23 protein-coding genes and 1 other RNA gene are annotated in these 19088 nt (G+C 65.8%); 16 read left to right on the forward strand and 8 right to left on the reverse strand.

Annotated elements, in window-relative coordinates; translation table 11 throughout:
* Positions 1–334: 334 nt before the first annotated feature.
* The 3 genes from rpoD (at position 335) to UCD39_RS22860 (ending at position 3050) form a co-directional block, all read left to right on the forward strand.
* The gene (rpoD, locus tag UCD39_RS22850; RefSeq protein WP_330498008.1) at positions 335–2326 is read left to right on the forward strand and encodes an RNA polymerase sigma factor RpoD; all 1992 of its coding nucleotides are present in this window, start codon (positions 335–337) and stop codon (positions 2324–2326) included.
* A 132-nt stretch (positions 2327–2458) separates the two neighbouring features.
* Entirely contained in the window at positions 2459–2746 is a 288-nt protein-coding gene (locus UCD39_RS22855; RefSeq protein WP_330498009.1) for a BrnT family toxin, read from the forward strand.
* A complete protein-coding gene (locus UCD39_RS22860) occupies positions 2733–3050 on the forward strand; it encodes a BrnA antitoxin family protein (protein WP_330498010.1) in 318 nt (105 codons plus the stop codon). Before UCD39_RS22855 ends, UCD39_RS22860 begins: the two co-directional genes overlap by 14 nt.
* Positions 3051–3179: 129 nt before the next feature.
* Here UCD39_RS22860 and UCD39_RS22865 read toward each other — a convergent pair whose 3' ends face one another.
* The 5 genes from UCD39_RS22865 to ssrA all read right to left on the reverse strand — a co-directional run bounded on the left by UCD39_RS22865 (position 3180) and on the right by ssrA (position 5094).
* The gene (locus UCD39_RS22865; protein WP_330498505.1) at positions 3180–3485 is read right to left on the reverse strand and encodes a type II toxin-antitoxin system RelE/ParE family toxin; all 306 of its coding nucleotides are present in this window, start codon (positions 3483–3485) and stop codon (positions 3180–3182) included.
* Positions 3482–3661 (reverse strand): hypothetical protein, encoded by a 180-nt coding sequence (locus UCD39_RS22870; protein ID WP_330498011.1) that lies wholly within the window; start codon positions 3659–3661, stop codon positions 3482–3484. Before UCD39_RS22870 ends, UCD39_RS22865 begins: the two co-directional genes overlap by 4 nt.
* A gap of 54 nt (positions 3662–3715) precedes the next feature.
* Complete coding sequence (locus tag UCD39_RS22875; RefSeq protein ID WP_330498012.1) at positions 3716–4117, reverse strand: TfoX/Sxy family protein; 402 nt, start codon at positions 4115–4117, stop codon at positions 3716–3718.
* A gap of 40 nt (positions 4118–4157) precedes the next feature.
* On the reverse strand, positions 4158–4640 hold the full coding sequence (locus tag UCD39_RS22880) for an SspB family protein (RefSeq protein WP_330498013.1): 483 nt from the start codon (positions 4638–4640) through the stop codon (positions 4158–4160).
* 128 nt (positions 4641–4768) lie between these two features.
* Positions 4769–5094: a transfer-messenger RNA gene (gene ssrA, locus UCD39_RS22885) on the reverse strand.
* 140 nt (positions 5095–5234) lie between these two features.
* Here ssrA and thyA point away from each other — a divergent pair.
* Positions 5235–6125 (forward strand): thymidylate synthase, encoded by an 891-nt coding sequence (thyA, locus tag UCD39_RS22890; protein ID WP_330498014.1) that lies wholly within the window; start codon positions 5235–5237, stop codon positions 6123–6125.
* Between the two features lie 12 nt (positions 6126–6137).
* Here thyA and UCD39_RS22895 read toward each other — a convergent pair whose 3' ends face one another.
* Positions 6138–6905 (reverse strand): COG4705 family protein, encoded by a 768-nt coding sequence (locus tag UCD39_RS22895; protein WP_330498015.1) that lies wholly within the window; start codon positions 6903–6905, stop codon positions 6138–6140.
* Positions 6906–7192: 287 nt separating this feature from the next.
* Here UCD39_RS22895 and UCD39_RS22900 point away from each other — a divergent pair, with 287 nt between their 5' ends.
* The 11 genes from UCD39_RS22900 (at position 7193) to UCD39_RS28600 (ending at position 15511) form a co-directional block, all read left to right on the forward strand.
* Positions 7193–7723: a hypothetical protein gene (locus tag UCD39_RS22900; protein ID WP_330498016.1), complete on the forward strand. Its 531-nt coding sequence runs from the start codon at positions 7193–7195 to the stop codon at positions 7721–7723.
* Between the two features lie 132 nt (positions 7724–7855).
* The gene (locus UCD39_RS22905) at positions 7856–9355 is read left to right on the forward strand and encodes a serine hydrolase (protein ID WP_330498017.1); all 1500 of its coding nucleotides are present in this window, start codon (positions 7856–7858) and stop codon (positions 9353–9355) included.
* Between the two features lie 68 nt (positions 9356–9423).
* A complete protein-coding gene (locus UCD39_RS22910; protein ID WP_330498018.1) occupies positions 9424–9720 on the forward strand; it encodes a nucleotidyltransferase family protein in 297 nt (98 codons plus the stop codon).
* Between the two features lie 25 nt (positions 9721–9745).
* On the forward strand, positions 9746–10405 hold the full coding sequence (locus UCD39_RS22915; RefSeq protein ID WP_330498019.1) for a hypothetical protein: 660 nt from the start codon (positions 9746–9748) through the stop codon (positions 10403–10405).
* A 140-nt stretch (positions 10406–10545) separates the two neighbouring features.
* On the forward strand, positions 10546–11079 hold the full coding sequence (locus UCD39_RS22920) for a dihydrofolate reductase (RefSeq protein ID WP_330498020.1): 534 nt from the start codon (positions 10546–10548) through the stop codon (positions 11077–11079).
* Complete coding sequence (locus tag UCD39_RS22925; RefSeq protein WP_330498021.1) at positions 11076–11723, forward strand: elongation factor P hydroxylase; 648 nt, start codon at positions 11076–11078, stop codon at positions 11721–11723. The genes UCD39_RS22920 and UCD39_RS22925 overlap by 4 nt, the downstream gene beginning before the upstream one ends.
* 137 nt (positions 11724–11860) lie before the next feature.
* Positions 11861–13276, forward strand: a complete 1416-nt coding sequence (locus tag UCD39_RS22930) for a pyridoxal-phosphate dependent enzyme (protein ID WP_330498022.1) — start codon at positions 11861–11863, stop codon at positions 13274–13276.
* A gap of 48 nt (positions 13277–13324) precedes the next feature.
* Complete coding sequence (locus UCD39_RS22935; RefSeq protein WP_330498023.1) at positions 13325–14518, forward strand: cystathionine gamma-synthase; 1194 nt, start codon at positions 13325–13327, stop codon at positions 14516–14518.
* Between the two features lie 193 nt (positions 14519–14711).
* Positions 14712–14930, forward strand: a complete 219-nt coding sequence (locus tag UCD39_RS22940; RefSeq protein ID WP_330498024.1) for a hypothetical protein — start codon at positions 14712–14714, stop codon at positions 14928–14930.
* 75 nt (positions 14931–15005) lie between these two features.
* Positions 15006–15233: a hypothetical protein gene (locus UCD39_RS22945; RefSeq protein ID WP_184796784.1), complete on the forward strand. Its 228-nt coding sequence runs from the start codon at positions 15006–15008 to the stop codon at positions 15231–15233.
* Positions 15230–15511, forward strand: a complete 282-nt coding sequence (locus tag UCD39_RS28600; protein WP_442943693.1) for a type II toxin-antitoxin system RelE/ParE family toxin — start codon at positions 15230–15232, stop codon at positions 15509–15511. Before UCD39_RS22945 ends, UCD39_RS28600 begins: the two co-directional genes overlap by 4 nt.
* A gap of 2 nt (positions 15512–15513) precedes the next feature.
* Here UCD39_RS28600 and UCD39_RS22950 read toward each other — a convergent pair whose 3' ends face one another.
* Together UCD39_RS22950 and UCD39_RS22955 are read right to left on the reverse strand one after the other, a co-directional pair.
* Positions 15514–16197 (reverse strand): MT-A70 family methyltransferase, encoded by a 684-nt coding sequence (locus UCD39_RS22950; RefSeq protein ID WP_330498025.1) that lies wholly within the window; start codon positions 16195–16197, stop codon positions 15514–15516.
* A gap of 120 nt (positions 16198–16317) precedes the next feature.
* Positions 16318–17232, reverse strand: coding sequence for a uracil-DNA glycosylase (locus UCD39_RS22955; protein ID WP_330498026.1), 915 nt, complete (start codon positions 17230–17232; stop codon positions 16318–16320).
* A 162-nt stretch (positions 17233–17394) separates the two neighbouring features.
* On the opposite strand from UCD39_RS22955, the gene UCD39_RS22960 reads away from it, so the two are divergent.
* The gene (locus tag UCD39_RS22960) at positions 17395–19056 is read left to right on the forward strand and encodes an electron transfer flavoprotein-ubiquinone oxidoreductase (protein WP_330498027.1); all 1662 of its coding nucleotides are present in this window, start codon (positions 17395–17397) and stop codon (positions 19054–19056) included.
* Positions 19057–19088: the final 32 nt, after the last annotated feature.

Genomic DNA, 19088 nt, shown 5'->3' on the forward strand with positions numbered 1-19088 from the left:
AGGCGATGCGGGTCCGGCCTGGACGGACGGTTAGGATGTCGAGGGGGTGGCGTTACCGGGGGATTTTGTCCGGTGCGGCGCCTTTTTTCGTCCCAAGCCCTGTTTTTGGTGGGAACGCGCGCTTTCTTTGGGTATCGGGTGTCCGCGGTATTGGCAATGCCGGCTTCGTCGCCCTGGTCGCGGCGATCCGGTGCCGACGGGCTCAGGCCCCGGTTTCGAGTAAAGGGCCTGGTTTGGAGTAAAGGGTATGGGCCGGCGCCCATGAAGGCCGGCTGTCAGGGTTGAACCGGCGTTCAGTTGGTTTGCATTTCAGTTAGTCGGGGACATTGAGCGAATGGCCACGAAAGCAGCGCAGAGTGCGGACGTTTCCGAGGCGCGTGAGGAACAGTTGGACGGCCCGCTGATGGACGGCATGGGCCTCGCCTTCAAGAAGATGATCCAGCGCGGCAAGGAGCGGGGGTTCGTCACCATTGACGAACTGAACGCGGCCGTGCCCCCCGACCAGTCCTCCTCCGAGCAGATCGAGGACACGATGGCCATGCTCAATGAGATGGGCATCAACGTCATCGAATCGGAGGAGCAGGACTCCGAGGCCAGCGGTGAAGGCGGCGGCGACGGCGAAGGCCGCGTCTCCGGCAACCTGGACGATGACGACATCGGCCGCACCGACGACCCCGTGCGCATGTACCTGCGCGAGATGGGCTCGGTGGAGCTGCTGTCGCGCGAGGGCGAAATCGCCATCGCCAAGCGCATCGAGGCCGGTCGCGAGATGATGATCGGCGCGATCTGCGAATCGCCCCTGACCATCCGCGCGATCATCCAGTGGCATGAGGCCCTGAACGAAGGGAAGATGCTGCTGCGCGACATCATCGACCTGGATGCGACCTATGGCGTCGACCCGGAGTCCGGTGAGCTGACCGAGGCCGTGCTGGGTGCCGAGGAGGCCCCGCGCGAGGAAGGTGCCGCCGAGGGTGGCGAGGGCGCCGGCGACGGCGAGGGCGGTGAGCGTCCCGAAGGTGCCGAGGGCGGTGAACCCGGCGAGGGCGGCGAGGAGGAGGGCGGCATTTCCCTGGCCGCCATGGAGGCCGAGCTGAAGCCCATGGTGCTGGAGACCTTCCAGACCATCGAGGACACCTACGAGAAGCTGCACAAGATGCAGGAGCTGCGGCTGGCGGCCATCCAGCGCGGCGAGGATCCGGGCAAGGCCCAGGACAAGAAGTACGACAAGCTGAAGGCCGAGCTGACCGAGCTGGTCAACTCCGTGCGGCTGAACAACAGCCGCATCGAGGCCCTGGTCGAGCAGCTGTACGGCATGAACCGCAAGCTGATGGGTCTGGAAGGCAAGCTGCTGCGCCTGGCGACCGACTGCAAGGTGAAGCGCGAGGACTTCCTGCACCACTACTACGGTTCCGAGCTGGACCCGAACTGGCTGGACCGGGTGAAGGGCAATTCCAAGGCCTGGGCCAAGTTCGCCGAGCGCAGCGCCACCGAGATCGTGAAGGTCCGCGAGGGCATCAACGAGATCGCGGAAGGCGTGCGCCTGCCCATCGGCGAATTCCGCCGCATCGTCTCCACGGTGCAGAAGGGCGAGAAGGAAGCCAGCCGCGCCAAGAAGGAAATGGTGGAGGCCAACCTGCGCCTCGTCATCTCCATCGCCAAGAAGTACACCAACCGCGGCCTGCAGTTCCTGGACCTCATCCAGGAGGGCAACATCGGCCTGATGAAGGCCGTTGATAAGTTCGAATACCGCCGCGGCTACAAGTTCTCGACCTACGCCACCTGGTGGATTCGCCAGGCCATCACCCGGTCCATCGCCGACCAGGCCCGCACCATCCGCATCCCCGTGCACATGATCGAGACGATCAACAAGCTGGTGCGCACCTCGCGCCAGATGCTGCACGAGATCGGCCGCGAGCCGACGCCGGAGGAATTGGCCGAGCGGCTGATGATGCCGCTGGAGAAGGTCCGCAAGGTCCTGAAGATCGCCAAGGAGCCGATCAGCCTCGAGACGCCGATCGGCGACGAGGAAGACAGCCACTTGGGCGATTTCATCGAGGACAAGAACGCCGTCCTGCCGCTGGACGCCGCCATCCAGGCGAACCTGCGCGAGACGACCACCCGCGTCCTGGCCTCGCTGACCCCGCGTGAGGAGCGTGTGCTGCGCATGCGCTTCGGCATCGGCATGAACACCGACCACACCCTGGAAGAGGTGGGCCAGCAGTTCAGCGTGACCCGCGAGCGTATCCGCCAGATCGAGGCGAAGGCGCTGCGCAAGCTGAAGCACCCGTCCCGCTCGCGCAAGCTGCGCAGCTTCCTGGACACCTGATCCCCACCGGGGTTGGGTATTGAGTAGCGACAAGGGCGGCTCCCACCGGGGTCGCCCTTTTTGTTTGGGCCATCTTGTCGCCAGATATGTTTGTAGCTACATTTATGTAGCTACAAAGAGGGGCTGGATGCCTTGCGCTGGACATGGGATCCAAAGAAGGCCGAGGCCAATTTTCGGAAGCACAAGGTCGGATTCGAACTGGCCGCCCTGGCGCTTGATGATCCCTATGCCTTGACCATGGAAGATCCTTATCCCGATGAGGAACGCTGGGACACCGTATGCTCTGTGGTCAAAGGCGCTGCGGATCTGATTTTGTTCGTGGTTCACACCCTTCCCGATGATGGGGGAGGGGCCGCCGGCCGGATCATCAGCGCCAGAAAGGCGACGGCAAGGGAAAGGGCTGATTATGAAGATGGCTGAGAAGCGGGCGATCTTCAGGGCGCGCAAGCGGCGCGAATCTGCCGCTGATCTGTCCCCTGAATTGGAAGCGCAGATTAAGGCCCTGGTCGCGATGCCGGATGAGGAAATCGACACGGTCGACATTCCGGAACGGACCGACTGGACTGGCGCGCAACGAGGCATGTTCCGGCCGGTGAAGCAGCAACTGACCCTGCGTCTGGATGCGGATTTGATTGCCTGGTTCCGCAAGCATCCCCAAGGGCGGGGCTATCAAAGCCGTATCAATCAAGCCCTGCGGGAATATGTGGACCGCCACGAGGACTGATCGGGGGGCGCGTGGCATGTCCCGCTTGCGCAAGCTGCGCAGCTTCCTGGACACCCGATCCCCACCGGGGTTGGGCACTGATGCGAAAAGGACGGCTCCCACCGGGGTCGCCCTTTTTGTTTGGTGGGGTTAAAGGCGGCGTGGAATGTTGGCGGTATCGTAGATCACGGCCTGAATGACGGCGGGTTGCGTAAGTGTATAGGCGATCCAATATGCGCCAATGTGCAGCCACAGGCGGCCAGGTTTGGCCAGGGTGTGATAGAGGCGCGGTGCCGACAGTCCCGCAAGGGGATTGGCCTCAATGCGCTGGGCGACTGTTTCCAGGGGAGCCAGGAGATTGTGTGCGGCGGCCAATCGACCCAGCCGCTCATAGTGCGCGATCAGCGCGTCCACCTGTGCTTCGGCTCGAGGACTGAGGCGGACGGTTACAGTCAGGCTTTACGGGGCTGAGCCTGCGATTTGCCCTGCCGCGCTTCCATCCTGGCAATGCTCGCCTTGATCCGGCCGAGTACGGGTGCCAGGGGCACGGTATCGCCGCGTGCGGTCTCGGCCTCGCTGGCCGCAAGAACCGCCTCGACTTCGGACAGCGTGTGTTTGGTTGGGCTGTTCATGCGATTACAGTGCCACGGCGCCGGTCAACTGTCGAGGCGGTCCCAAGAACCCCTCTACTCCAGCAGCATGTCCGCCAGGGTCTTCTTTTTCGCCACCGGCCCCTTGGCCTTCTTCGGCGCCTTGGCCGGGGCGCGCAGGGCGGCGTCGACGGCCAGGCGGGCCCAGCGCAGCAGTTCGTCGGGCTCGTCCAAGGCGCCCTCGGGCGGGGTGTAATAACCCAGCGAGCGGTGGGGCTTGTCGGCCCAGGGGGTGAAGCGGACGCAGCCGGCGGCCTCGAACGTGGCCTGGCTGATGGCATCGGCCTTCAGGTAGAGGGTGTCGTCACCGGTGATGAGGCCGAAATTGCGGCCATGCAGGGTCAGGCCCCGGCCGCCGAACAGGCGCGGGGCCTCCACCGGCCCTAACGGAGCCAGCAGGTCCAGGACGTGGTCCAGGAAATCGGGGGAGACGGCCATGGTACTCCCCCTTCTCGCGGGCGCTTACGTCCTGCGGCCCTTACTTCTTGCGGAAGGCGTCCAGCGCCACGACGGTGCCGCCCTGCTTGGGCGTGTCGTCATCCTCGGCCGCAGGCGCGGCCTCTTCCTCGACGGCCTCGTCCACCACCTCTTCCGCCTCCTCCTCATCGGGGGGCTGGAACTGCAGGGCGAAGTTGACCGAGGGGTCGGCGAAGGTGGTGATGGCGGCCATGGGCACCACCAGGCGCTCATGGTTGCCGTTGAAGCTCAGCGTCACTTCCACCCGCTCATCGTTCACGTCCAGTCCGTAGAACTGGTACTGCAGGACGATGGTGATCTCATCCGGGTACTTGGCGCGCAGGAATTCCGGCATGCGCACGCCCGGATACTGGGTGCGGAAGCTGATGAAGAAGTGGTGTTCGCCGGGCAGGCCATGCTCCTGCACTTCCTTCAGCGCATCGCGCACGACCCGGCGCAGGGCGGCCTCGACCATACGGTCGTAGCGAAGGAGATCAGTGGACATGGTAGGCAAAACGCTCCGGTAGCGGGATGACGACGCCACCAATAGACCCGCCCGGCGCGCGATTTGCAAGCCTGGGCGCGCGAACCGCTGTTGGCGGGGCCAGGGGCGAGGCGATTGGTCGCCGATTCAGTGGGGGGCTTCTGTTGCCGGGTGCCCCCCGAACCCCGTTCTTAGCTAACCACTAATACCCCGTTGAGGGTATTAGGCGGCCATGCGAAGAGCAGGCGCCGTGTTATCGTTGGCACCTATGAAACGGCCCGATGACGGCGGAACCATGCCGAGCGAAAACCATGCCTTTACCACGCACGTCGATCCTGATTCGCCCCCATGATGGTGGAGGCGCCGGGTACCGCCCCCGGGTCCGCAACGCTTATTCCGCAAGGCGTTTATCGCCATAGTCGGAGCAAGCCCCGACATCCCTAATATAGGGACGCGGAACCAAAAGTGAAAGCCCTTCGGGGAATGGCAGGGCCGCGCCCGGCCGATCCCTGCCGCGCCATGAGATATGGGGTTCCGGCGACCCGGCCGCTACATTATGTAGGGACACCGTTGACAGCGCCGGGCCACCCGGCGCGCACCTGCGAGGGGGCCGCCATGGCGCATCCGGAACACCAGTACCTGTCGCTGCTGCGCCGCCTGATCGACCAGGGGGCGACGCGGGTCGACCGCACCGGCGTGGGCACCAAGGCGCTGTTCGGGGAGCTGATGCGCTTCGACCTGTCGGCCGGCTTCCCCCTGCTGACCACCAAGAAGATTTTCCACCGCCAGGCCATCCACGAGATGCTGTGGTTCCTGTCGGGCGACACCAGCATCCGCCCGCTGCTGGCCAACAAGGTGCGCATCTGGACGGACTGGCCGCTGGCCAACTACCGCAAGAAAACGGGCGAGGACATCAGCCAGGAGGATTTCGAGGCCCGCGTGCTGGCCGACGACGCCTTCGCCGCCCAGTGGGGCGACCTGGGGCCCGTCTATGGCAAGCAGTGGCGGCGTTGGCAGGGGCCGGACGGCACGGTCATCGACCAGATCCAGGAGCTGGTGGACGGCATCCGCACCAACCCCACCAGCCGGCGCCTGCTGTTCACCGGCTGGAACGTGGCCGACCTGCCGGCCATGGCGCTGCCGCCCTGCCACATGACCTATCAGTTCTTCGTGGCGGACGGGAAACTGTCGGGCCTGATCTTCCAGCGCAGCGCCGACACCCTGCTGGGCCTTCCCTGGAACCTGTGCGAGGGCGCGCTGCTGATCCACATGCTGGCCCAGCAGTGTGGGCTGGGCGTGGGGGACCTGGTGTGGCAGGGCGGGGACGTTCACCTCTACCTCAACCACATCCCCCAGGCGGAAGAGCAGCTGACGCGTGAGCCGCGGCCCTTCCCCCAGCTGGTGATCAAGCGCAAGGCCGACAGCCTGTTCGACTATCGCTTCGAGGATTTTGAGATTACCGGCTATGACCCCCACCCGCACATCAAGGCCGACGTCGCGGTGTGACTCGGGGCGGCCTCAGTGCCGGCTTGACGCGGCGCGCTGCGGCACCAGCACCAGGCAGGCGGCCACGAAGGCCAGCAGCAGGGCGGAGGCGGCGTAGCGGCTGAGGTCCAGGCCGCCCGCGTCCGCCGGCTTGTCCAGGAAATCGCCCACCACGGCGCCCAGGGGCCGGGTCAGGATGAAGGCCGCCCAGAACAGGGCGGTGCGCGACAGGGACGTCCAGGCATAGGCGGCCGCCACCAGCGCCAGCAGGCCGGCGAACACCAGGATGCCGCCGCCATATCCCAGCCCCTCGCTGTCCGCCGCCCAATCGCCCAGGGCCGTGCCCAGCGTCTGGGAAAACAGGATGGTCACCCAGTAGAAGATTTCCGCCCGGGCGCCGGTGACGCTGGCGACCGAAACCGTGCCCAGCGCCAGCCGCCAGCCGGTGAGGCTGAGCGCCAGCAGGCCCGTCAGCAGCGCCGTGCCGCCGGCATAGCCGATGCCCAGCGAGCGGTCGGCGAAATCGGCCAGGGTGGTGCCCACCGTCGTCGTGGCCAGGATGGTCAGCCAATACAGGGCGGGATGGAAACGGCGGGCGCCGATCTGCGCCGCCACGGCGGCTGCGAAGGCGACGGCGAAGACGGCGGTGCCGGCCAGATAGCCCAGGCCCATGGACAGGGTGACGGCATCGCCGCCCGTTTCCCCCAGGGTGGTGGCGGCGATCTTGATGACCCAGAACATCAGGGTCACCTGCGGCACCTTGGCGCCCTCGTCGGTCTTGGGGGCGTCTGTCTTGGGCATGGCGGTCACGGGGGCGGCTTAGGCGGCGGTTATGGGTGCGCGCATGCAGCCTGAGCCTGGCCACCGGGACAAGGCCGGGGCAGGGGGTGCGACATTTTGGCCTGCTGAAGTCGGCAATTTCTGCCTAGCCAGGGGCGGATTCTGCCGACCCGCCCCCTTTTTGCCCGGCTGGCTTCGCGTCTTGAACGAGAGAACCATCCCGTATTCCCCAGCGGGGCGGCGGATCGCCGCTGTCTGGCACGGCGGGTGCTTGCACTTTTGTCATCACCGATGAAAAGGGGGCGAAAGTGACGGTCAGTTCGGTATCCAACCTGTACGCCGGCCTCGGCCAGGTGGGTTTGGGCCAGATGGGTTTGGGCCAGATGGGCCTGAGTAAGGGGATGGTGCGGGGCACGCCGCTGGGCCAGACGCCGGCGCAAAGCGGCGCCGCGCCGGCCAGCGCGACCCCGAAGGACATCATCGGCCAGGACGCGAGCGCCGGCGGCGCCAAGGCGGACGACAGCAAGGCCGTCGACTATCACCACATGACCCGCAAGCAGATGATCGCCGCCTCGAAGGAGTTGGCCAAGGCCGGCAAGATCGACCTGACCGAGATGGGCATGCTGCAGATGGCCGGCCCCATCGGCAAGGTCGGTCCCAACGGCGAATTCGTCCCCTTCACCGCGGCGGAGCGCGCGCAGATCGACAACCGGCCTGTGGATTACGTCGACACGGCCCAGCAGGCCATCCGGGGCCTGGAAAGCCAGGGCCGCAGTTCCGATCCCACCTCGGGCTATCAGGGGTGGAAGCATATCCTGCTGGCCTTGCAGGAGGTCTGACCCGCCCGCTCCGAGTTCCCGGGCGCGTCCGGGCCGATCGTGCCGGCCTTGGGGCCACCGGAGTGGCCCTCCGCACCCCGTCCCGCCCTTGCTAGCATGACGCCCGTTGAGCGAACGATGCGGGGACGGATCATGCGCGCACGGGTGGGGATCGCGGCGGTGCTGCTGCTGGGGATGCCCATGGCCGGCCTGGCCGGCACGGGCAAGGCGGTGGTGGCCGCAAACCGGGCACCGCCGGCCGCCGTCGCGGTGGATACGGTGGCGGCCCAGGTGGACGCCTTCCTCCAGGGGCAGATGCGGGCGCTGGGCATCCCCGGCCTGCAGGTGGCCGTCATCCAGCAGGGCCGCTTGGTGCTGTCGCGCAGCTATGGCGTGGCCAACCTGCAGACGCCGGTGCCGGTGACGAATGAGACCATCTTCGCCGTCAATTCCATCACCAAGGCCTTCACCGGCGTGGCCGCGATGCGGCAGGTGCAGGCCGGGCGGATGGACCTGGACGCGCCCGTCGGCCAGTACCTGGACGACCTGCCCGCCGCCTGGCGCCCCGTCACCATCCGCCAATTGCTGACCCACATGTCCGGCCTGCCCGACATCAACCGCGCGCCCGGCGACCGGGATGAGCGGGTGGGGGGTGAGGCCATTTGGGCCTGGGTGCAGGCCCAGCCCCTGAAGTTCACGCCCGGCGAACGCTTCGACTACTGCCAGACCAACTACACCCTGGTGCAGCGGGGGGTGGACAGGCTGACCGGCCAGGCGCCCGACACCCCCATCATCGGCTGGGAGATCGAGGCGGCGGGCATGACCCACACCGCCTTTGGCGACAGCAGCATGGTCACGCCCGGCAAGGCCGCCGGCTATCGCAACAGCTATGCGCCCAATCCCGCTGGGGGGCCGGATGGCGCCCCGGTGGCCACACCCCACCCGGTCTATGAGCTGTTCCGCCCCATGCACCGCGCCTCCTCCGGCCTGGACAGCACGGCGGAGGATATGGCGCGCTGGATGATCGCCCTGTCCCAGGGCCAGTTGCTGGACGCCGACAGCCTGCGCCTGCTGTGGACGCCCGCCGCCTTCAACGATGGCCGTTCCGGCCAGTGGGGCTTGGGCTGGGAGGTGCTGGACCATGGCGGCCACCGCGCCGTGGGCATGACGGGCGGCGGCCGCTCCGCCTTCTTCCTCTACCCTGAGGACGACGTGGGCGTGGTCATCCTGACCAACCTGTCCGGCGCCTTCCCTGAGGACATGATCGACCAGGTGGCCGCCCTCTACGGCGCCAAGCTGGCCGGCTTGGCCGCCCTGCGTGTGGACATCCAGCGCCACGGCTTCGACCAGGTGCCGGCGCTCTACGCCGCCTTGCAGGCGCGCGAGCCGGGCGTGACGCTGGCGGAGGCGGAATTGAACGACTGGGGCTATCGCCTGCTCAGCAATGGCCAGCCCCGGAATGCGTTGGCCATCCTGAAGCTGGCCGCCGACCTCTATCCCGACAGCGGCAACGCCCAGGACAGCCTGGCCGAGGCGCTGGCCGCCAGCGGTGACAAGCCGGCCGCCATCCTGGCCTACCAGCGCGCCCTGGAACTGGACCCGAAGAACCAGAACGCCGAGCGGCGGCTGTTGGCGCTCAAGGCGGGCGGCTGATGGGCGTGGACAGGGCAGGTGGGCGGACTTACCTTTAAGGCGTCCGTTGCCGATACGATCACGCCCAAATGAACCGCGCCCACGCCATAGACTTGCTGAGGCAGCACGAGCCGGAATTTCGCCACGCCGGCATCGGCGCGCTGTTCCTGTTCGGCTCCGTCGCGCGGGATGAGGCGACCGACACATCCGATGTGGATGTCTTCTTCGACCTGGACCGGCCCCAGGGTTTCACCTTGTTCAGCCTGGCAGCAGTGCAAGAGCGCCTGCAGGATATCCTGGGTGCCAAGGTGGACGTCATGACCCGCGAGGGGATTCATCCCCGGCGGCGGGGACGGATCGAGGCGGACGCCGTGCGGGTGTTTTGATTAATAAATATATTGGAGAAATACATTGGAAACACTTAAATTATTTCTGGATTTCTTAAAAGGTGTATCTTGGCCGGCGCTTGTTTTATTTTTTATTCTCACGTTCAGAGAAGAGTTAAAAAAATTATTCCCTGCGATCGAGGCGCTTATTGGTAGGATTTCGAGTATAAAGAAAGATGGCGTTACATTTGATCCGACAAAAGAACAAGAGAATGAAAAAAATAACGCCAATATTCTGGAGAATATTTTCTCTAAGATCGACTATGATAAAAATAAAATAGTTGAAATGGAAAGAATTGCAATTAAATCAGAAATTGATTCGAAGAGCATTTCATCAAACACAGATGAAAAAATTGATTATCTTGTGACTCATCTAGCGATACTGAGAGTTATTTCTGAATTCTCAAACATATTCTCTGTTATATTTTCCAGTCAGATTAGCGCCATGAGAGAAATGAGAGTTCGCGGTTTTCTTGATAAATCCAGCGTTATGGAATTCTTTAACGCCGCAAAGGCTAAATACCCAGAAGTTTACAGTAATTATAGCTTTGATAATTGGGCTAGCTTTCTGATTAACAAAGGCCTGGTCCATTCCGCTAACGATATTTTCTCAATCACCGACCTTGGTCGAGAGTTTCTTAGGTATGTGGATATAGCGCGGCCGAATGAAATTAAGGCATTTTAGCCGGCCCTGAAAAAGCTTTAGACTGCGCTCCCGGTATTCCTCAACGCACCCCCGCCCTTTGATCTTCCGCATTCTCACCACCCCCCATTTGCCGTAAAACCGCAGGCCTTGAGCGTTCATCAGCCAGGCCCCTTGATCCCATGCCCGATTCCGCGCCCATTCCCTTGGCCCTCATCGCCGCCGTGTCGACCAACAACGTCATCGGGGTGGAGAACCGCCTGCCGTGGCGGTTGAAGGGAGACCTGAAGTATTTCAAGGAGATGACCCTGGGCAAGCCGGTGGTCATGGGCCGGCGGACGTGGGAGAGCATCGGGGCCAAGCCCCTGCCGGGCCGCACCAACATCGTCGTGACGCACAAGAAGGACTACCGCGCCCACGGCGGCGTGGTCTGCCACAGCCTGGAGGCCGCCATCGAGCAGGCCCGCCTGGTGGCGGCGGCCGATGGCGCGGCGGAGGTCATGGTCATCGGTGGGGAGCTGCTGTTCGCCACCGCCCTGAAGACCGCGCACCGCCTGTACCTGACCGAGGTGCACGCCAGCCCGGAGGGCGACGCCTTCTTCCCCACCTTCGACCGGGCGGAATGGCGCGAGGTGTCGCGGCGCGATGTCCCGGCCCTGGAGGTGGAGGCCGACCCGGCCCCGGCGCACAGCTTCGTAGTGCTGGAGCGGGCATGATCCTCACCCCCATTCCCCTGGAGGAGCTGCCGCCCATCCTGGCCGACCTGCGTGGTCGCCTGGCGGGGGCGGACCCGCTGGTCGCCGAGGTGTTCGAGCGCATCGCCGGCACCCTGGACCTGGTGCCGCTGGGTGTGGACACGGCCCAGCATCGCGCGGACGGCATCGCGCTGGCCCATCGTTTTGGTATCGAAACCATCGATGAGCTGCCCATGCAGGCCTATAGCTGGGACGGCCGCGCCATCCGCACACAGAGCGAGTCCTATGTGCTGATCCATGAGATCGGCCACTGGCTGGTGGCGCCGCCGGAGCGGCGGGGCCTGGTTGATTTCGGCCTGGGCGCCGGGCCGGAGACGGGCCGGGTGAATGAGGCCAACGCTGCCATCTGCGTCGACCAGGAAACCCAGATCGAGGAAGAGGCCCTGTCCTCCCTCATCGGCATCCTGTGGGAGGTGGAGCTGGGCCAGCCCGCCATCATGGCCTTCCTGGAGCAGAATTGGCTGGAAGGCTGGGATCGCGCCGCCTGCATCGACAATCTGGCCGACAATCTAGCCACTTTGCATAGTCGCGGATTGATTGATGCGAATTACCGCCCCATTCCGCCAGAACATTTCGAAGTAAAGCGGCACGTCGCAAGCTTGTAATATTTTGCGCTGCGGCAAAAGCAATAAGCCTTTCCGGCCGGCGTGATTGTCCCAGGGGTCTATACAGACGGGGGATTGCCAGCCCCCCGCCCATCGGTCACTGTTTTGTTTAACAAACAGACCGAGAGGGTTGCCCCATGTCGATCGCGCACGCGTCGTCCGCCCCCGTCCCGTCAGCAGAGAACACCTCGGATGGCCCCGCCATCCTGTCCCTGATCGGCAACACGCCGCTGGTCCGCGTCACCAAGATCGATACCGGCCCGTGTGAGCTGTACCTGAAGCTGGAAAACCAGAACCCCGGCGGCTCCATCAAGGACCGCATCGGCCTCGCCATGGTGGAGGGGGCGGAGAGATCCGGCCGGCTGAAGCCCGGCGGCACGGTGGTGGAGGCGACGGCCGGCAACACCGGCCTGGGCCTGGCCCTGGTGTGCGCCGCCAAGGGCTATCGCCTGGTGCTGGTCATCCCCGACAAGATGGCGGCGGAGAAGATCAACCACCTGCGGGCCCTGGGGGCCGACATCCATGTCACGCGCAGCGACGTGGGCAAGGGCCATCCCGACTATTACCAGGACATCGCCGAGCGGCTGGCGGCCGAGATCCCCGGTGCCGTCTACATGAACCAGTTTGCCAACCCCGACAACCCGTCGGCGCATGAGCGCTGGACGGGGCCGGAGCTGCTGCGCCAGATGGACGGGCGCCTGGACGCCATGGTGGTGGGCGTGGGCTCCGGCGGCACGCTGACCGGCCTGGGGCGCTATTTCCGGCAGGCCAGCCCGCGCACCCGCATGGTGCTGGCCGACCCCCAGGGCTCCATCCTGCGCGACCTGGTGAAGACCGGTCGGCATGATGAGCCCGGCAGCTGGGTGGTGGAGGGCATCGGCGAGGATTTCGTGCCGCCCAACTGCGACCTGCAGTATGTGGAGGACGCCTACACCATCCCCGACGCCGAAAGCCTGAACGCGGCGCGGGAGCTGCTGCGCCGGGAAGGCATCCTGGGTGGTTCCTCCAGCGGCACGCTGTTCGCCGCCGCCCTGCGCTATTGCCGGGCGCAGACGACACCGAAGCGCGTGGTCACGCTGGTGTGCGACACGGGCAACAAGTACCTGTCCAAGATGTTCAACGACGGCTGGATGGCCGACCAGGGCTTCCTGCCCAGCGAGCGCACGGGCGACCTGCGCGACCTCATGACCCGCCGGGTGGACAAGGGTCAGGTGGTGACCGTCTCCCCCGACGACACCCTGCTGACGGCGTACAAGCGCATGCGCATTTCCGACGTGTCGCAACTGCCGGTGATGCAGGGCGGCCGCGTGGTGGGCCTGCTGGACGAGTCCGACCTGCTGCTGCATGTGGAGCCCGACCCCGCCCGCTTCCGCGAGGCGGTGCGCGCGGCCATGACCTCGCGCCTGGAAACCGTGCCGGTGACGGCACCCATCAGCGCGCTGGACGCCATCTTCAGCCGCAACATGGTGGCCCTGGTCACGGAGGGCGACGCCTTCCTAGGATTGCTGACCCGCGTCGACCTGCTGAACCATTTGCGCCGGCAGCTGGGCTGACGCCCGCCCTCTGTCCCGCGCCCCCGCTTTCATTCCCAAGGAATCCCCATGGCCGATCGTAGCCACAACCGTCCCCTCTCCAACCAACGGGCCTTCGCCACCCGCACGGTGCACGCGGGGCAGGAGCCGGACCCCAGCACCGGCGCCATCACCGTGCCCATCTACGCCACCTCCACCTATGTGCAGGAAAGCCCTGGCGTCCATAAGGGTTATGAGTACAGCCGCAGCCAGAACCCCACCCGTATGGCCTATGAACGCTGCGTGGCGGATCTGGAGGGCGGGGCGCGGGGCTACGCCTTCGCTTCCGGCCTGGCGGCGGAGGCCACCATCCTGGAACTGCTGGACGCCGGCAGCCACATCGTCGCCATGGACGACCTGTACGGCGGCAGCTATCGCCTGCTGGAACGGGTGCGCAAGCGCTCCATGGGCCTGACCTCCCGCTTCGTCGACATGACCGACCCGGCCAAGCTGGAGGCGGCGCTGACGCCCCAAACCCGCATGCTGTGGGTGGAGACGCCGACCAACCCGCTGCTGAAGCTGGTGGATTTGGAGGCGGTGGCCGCCTTCGCCCGGCGGCATAACCTCATCTCGGTCTGCGACAACACCTTCGCCACGCCCTATGCCCAGCGGCCGCTGGAACTGGGCTTCGATATCGTCGTGCATTCGGCCACCAAGTACCTCAACGGCCATTGCGACATGGTGGGTGGCGTCGCCGTGGCGCGGGAGGAGGGGGAGCTGGCCGACCGCCTGGGCTTCCTGCAGAACGCCGTGGGCGCCGTGGCCGGCCCCTTCGACAGCTTCCTGGCCCTGCGCGGCCTGAAGACCCTGGCCCTGCGCATGGAGCGGCACAGCGCCAACGCCGCCGCCATCGCCGAATGGCTGGAGCGTCATCCGGCCGTGGCGGGGGTGCGCTATCCCGGCCTGGCCAGCCATCCGCAGCACGCCCTGGCCCAGCGCCAGATGCGAGGCGGCGGCGGCATGGTTTCCGTCAGCCTGAAAGGCGGGCTGGAGGCGGCGCGGCGCTTCCTGGAGCGGACGGAGCTGTTCTCCCTGGCCGAAAGCCTGGGCGGGGTGGAAAGCCTGATCGAGCATCCGGCCATCATGACCCACGCCTCCATCCCGGCGGAGCTGCGGGCCGCCGCCGGCATCGACGACGGTCTGGTCCGCCTGTCGGTGGGCATCGAGGATGTGGACGACCTGATCGCCGACCTGGACGCCGCCCTCAGCACCACCCTGACCTAATCTTGTGGCCTAGCCTGGCGGCTAGGCCTGTCAGTTGTAACAGCCTAACCTTTTGCTACATGGTCTTTGCCGGTAAAACGCGGCATCCCATGGGCTGTTGTTTTGTCATCGTGCCCATGAAAATCGGCCCCGGGACTCGGTCCAGAATCGGGAAGCCGTTCGAATGTTTGGCGGTTTGGCTTGAGGTTAGGCGATGCGGCGTCTGTTCGGTTCTGATGCGAAGCGGGCCCCCGCTCATCGGGGCGCCTCCGGTGGGCGCGTGGCCAACCCCGCGTCCGACATCGATTACCTGCCCCTGGGCCTGACGGCGGAGCAGATCGCGGCGCTGGAGCAGGCCTTCCTGGAGGAGCAAGCCGCCACCCGCGCCACCGGCCGCAAGGCCGGCCTGTTCTGGGGACGGCGGGGGCGCTGAACCGAGCCCGCGTCTCGACACGGCGTGGCGTCGATGCCATCTTCAGGGAGTTTGGCATCCTCCGGAGTATGGGCAATGACCCGCTTACTTGAACAAGCCGTTGAAGCGGTGCGCGTTTTGCCGGATGCGGTTCAAGACGAACTCGCCCATGTCCTTCTCCAACTTGCTGGTTTGGATCAGGCGGCGGTCGAATTGACGGATGAGGAAATGGCGGGGCTGGAGGAGTCGCTGGCTCAGGCTGAGCGTGGTGAGTTCGCCAGCGATGAGGAAATTCAGGCGATTTGGGCCAAGCACGGTCTATGAAGGTCCGTTATACGCGGGCAGCCAGTGCCGAACTTGCGGCCATACTGGATTATATTGACGAGCACTCGCCGTCAGGGGCTCTGAACGTCAAGCGCAGACTTCAGGACATTGTCGCCATATTGGCGGCCCACCCTTATGTCGGGCGTCTGACGAAGCGCCCAGGCATTCGACGCGCGGTGGCCACCCCATACCCGTACCTGATTTTCTATCAGGTCATTGGGGACAGTATCGTCATCCACGGTTTCCGCCACACTGCCCGGCGCCCAAGCGAAGACTGAGCCTACTCCGCCGCCGCCACGCGGCGCTGGGTGGCGGAGTTGTGGGCGTAGGTGTCCCAGGTGGGTTCGTAGCTGTCGTCGGCCTGGTTGCCCCACACGGTCCATTTGGGCCGGGCGCCGCGGGCGAACATCTCCAGATAGGGGCCGGGGCTGCAGGCCTCGATCAGGTCGTACTGCTCATCGGGCTTGCGCGAATGCTCGCGCTTGCGCGTGCCCAGATAGTTCACCTGGGTGCGGCCGGGGTTCAGGGTGCGGGCGTTCTTGCCGCGCACGCCGAACAGGATCAGTTCGGTGACGTTGCGGAAGTAGAAGCCCACGCCGCGCCCGTCGGAGCCGCCGTCCTTGCGCAGCTTGTGCCACACCAGGTTGGTCTTGTACTGGAAGCCCCAGGCCTGCATGACCTGCAACCCCTCCGGCAGCAGGGCGTTGGGCACCCACAGGTACAGATGCGCCGTATCGGCCAGCACCTTGGACACCGGCAGGGCGCAAATCTCATCCACCGACATGGTGCCATAGCGCGACAGGCGGTGATGCTCCGGCGCCATCTTGCCGGTGCGGTTCACGAATCGCCAGGGCGGATCGGCCAGCACGGTGGCGAAGCGCTTCTTGCCGGCCACGGCCAACAGGTCGCGCGCCGGGTCCAGATCTTGCGCCGGGGACGGGGAGGAATGCTGCGGGGAAGTCATGGGGCCATGCTGCCTATTGCGGACCGGCCCGTCAATCATCGGCCTAGGAACATAGATAGAACAAGGGTGTGCCAAAACGCAAGCCCGCCCCGCTTGGGGTTCCTCCTCTGGGAGGTGGCTTCAGGGGCGCTGCGGCAGGGCCCGCAGCTTCTCCCGCAGGGACAAGAGGTCCCGCCAGGTCTCGCGCTTGGCGCCCGGGTTGCGCAGCAGGTAGGCGGGGTGCAGCAGGGCCAGGGCGGGCAGGGGGCGGGTCAGGCCCGGGCTGCCGTAATCGAACCAGCGGCCGCGCAGGCGGGTGATGCCCTCCGTCTTGGCCAGCAGGGTCTTGGCCGAGATGCCGCCCAGGAAGACCAGGATGTCCGGGTCCGCGATCTCCACATGCCGCTGGATGAAGGGCAGGCAGGCGGCGATCTCGCTGTCCGTGGGGTTGCGGTTGCCGGGCGGGCGCCAGGGCAGGATGTTGCTGATATAAACCGCCTTGTCCGGTTCCTCGGCATGGCGGTCCAGGCCGATGGCGGCCAGCATCTTGTCCAGCAGCGCGCCGGCCGGCCCGACGAAGGGCTTGCCCTGCCGGTCCTCCTGCTCCCCCGGCGCCTCGCCCACCAGCATGACGCGCGCCTTGGGGTTGCCGTCGGCGAAGACGGTGGAACTGGCGGTTTGCTTCAAGGGGCAGCCGTCGAAGGCCAGCAGGGCCTTGTGCAAATCCTCCAGCGTGGTGGCGGCCATGGCGGCGCCGCGGGCGCTGGCGCGGGCCTCGGTCATGCCCAAGGGGCTGCCGGGCGGGGCGTCGGCACCGCCCAGGGCGGGGGCGGCCGCCAGGGCGGGCGAATTTTTTTCCGGGGGTGTGGCGGAACGGCCAGGGGCGGCGGCGGGCGGAGCGCTGGCCGGCGATCGGGCCGGGCCGGCCTCGCGCGCAGTAGGCGCCCTGCGGCTGACCACCTGGGTCCAGTCCGTCGGCTGGTCGTTGATCGCTTCGTCGGCACCGATCTCGACCAGCCAGGCCAGATCCGCGACGGCTTTTGCCGTGTCAATCATGATTTGACCCTACCATCGCCGTTGTGTTTCTTCATCAACCGCATGGAGCGGTCGCGCGCGAATAATGACGCGTCCCCCGGTGGGACCCATCCCGCGCGGGTCCCCATCGAAACGCCACGGGAACTCCGCACCGGTAACCAGGGAAGAAGAAGGCGACAGGACATGGAACGGGAGTCGATGGAGTATGACGTCGTCATCGTCGGCGCCGGCCCCTCGGGGCTGTCGGCCGCGATACGGCTGAAACAGCTGGCCGCCGCCGCGGACAAGGACATCAGCGTCTGCGTCATCGAAAAGGGATCGGAGGTCGGGGCCCACATCCTGTCGGGCGCCGTCATCGACCCCATCGCGCTGAACGAGCTGATCCCCGACTGGAAAGAGAAGGGCGCGCCGCTCAACACCCCCGTCACCGACGACCGCTTCCACATCCTGACCGAGGTCGGCTCCATGCGCATTCCCAATGCGCTGCTGCCGCCGCTGATGAACAACCACGGCAACTACATCGTCAGCCTGGGCAACGTCTGCCGCTGGCTGGCGCAGCAGGCCGAGGAACTGGGTGTGGAGATCTACCCCGGCTTCGCCGCGGCCGAGGTGCTGTACCACGATGACGGCTCGGTCAAGGGCATCGCCACCGGCGACATGGGCATCGGCAAGGACGGGGAGCCGACGGACCGCTACACCCCCGGCATGGAGCTGCACGGCAAGTACACGCTGTTCGCCGAGGGCGTGCGCGGCAACCTGTCGAAGGAGCTGATGGCCCGCTTCAACCTGCGCGACGGCGTGGACCCGCAGAAGTACGGCCTCGGTATCAAGGAACTGTGGCAGATCGACCCCGCCAAGCATAAGCAGGGCCTGGTGCTGCACAGCCAGGGCTGGCCCCTGGACAGCAAGACCGGCGGCGGTTCCTTCATGTACCACCTGGAGGACAACCAGGTGGCCATCGGCTTCGTCGTCCACCTGAACTACACCAACCCCTATCTGTCGCCCTTCGAGGAATTCCAGCGCTTCAAGCAGCACCCGCTGATCCGCCCCTACCTGGAGGGTGGCAAGCGCCTGTCCTACGGCGCGCGCGCCATCAACGAGGGCGGGTTGCAGTCAGTGCCGAAGCTGACCTTCCCCGGGGGCGCCCTCATCGGCTGCGCCGCCGGTTTCGTCAACCTGCCGCGCATCAAGGGCAGCCACAACGCCATGAAGACCGGCATGCTGGCGGCCGAGGCGGTGTTCGACCGCCTGGCGGCGGGCGGCGAGGGCCATGACGAGCTGACGGCGCTTGAAGCCAAGTGGCGCCAGAGTTGGGTCTTCCAGGACCTGTACAAGGTGCGCAACGTGAAGCCCAGCCTGAAGCACGGCCTGTGGCTGGGCACGGCGCTGGGCGGCCTGCACATGTGGCTGAACGACCTGAAGCTGGGCTTCCTGGTGGGCTGGACCCAGCATCATGGCAAGCCGGACCATGAGAGCCTGGTGCCGGCGGCCGACGTCAAGAAGATCGTCTATCCCAAGCCCGATGGCGTCATCAGCTTCGACCGCCTGTCCTCGGTGTTCATCTCCAACACCAACCATGAGGAAGACCAGCCGGCGCACCTGAGGCTGAAGGACCCGACGGTTCCCATCGCCTTCAACCTGCCCACCTATGACGAGCCGGCGCAGCGCTACTGCCCCGCCGGGGTCTACGAGGTGACGCGCGATGACAACGGGCAGAACCCGCGCTTCGTCATCAACGCGCAGAACTGCGTGCACTGCAAGACCTGCGACATCAAGGACCCGACCCAGAACATCAACTGGACGGTGCCGGAGGGCGGCGGGGGCCCGAATTATCCCAATATGTGAGCCCGTTTCAGGAAAAGGCGCCCCGCACCGGG

It is taken from the genome of Nitrospirillum karajorum (assembly GCF_036348415.1).
Classification (GTDB): Bacteria; Pseudomonadota; Alphaproteobacteria; order Azospirillales; family Azospirillaceae; genus Nitrospirillum; species Nitrospirillum amazonense_B.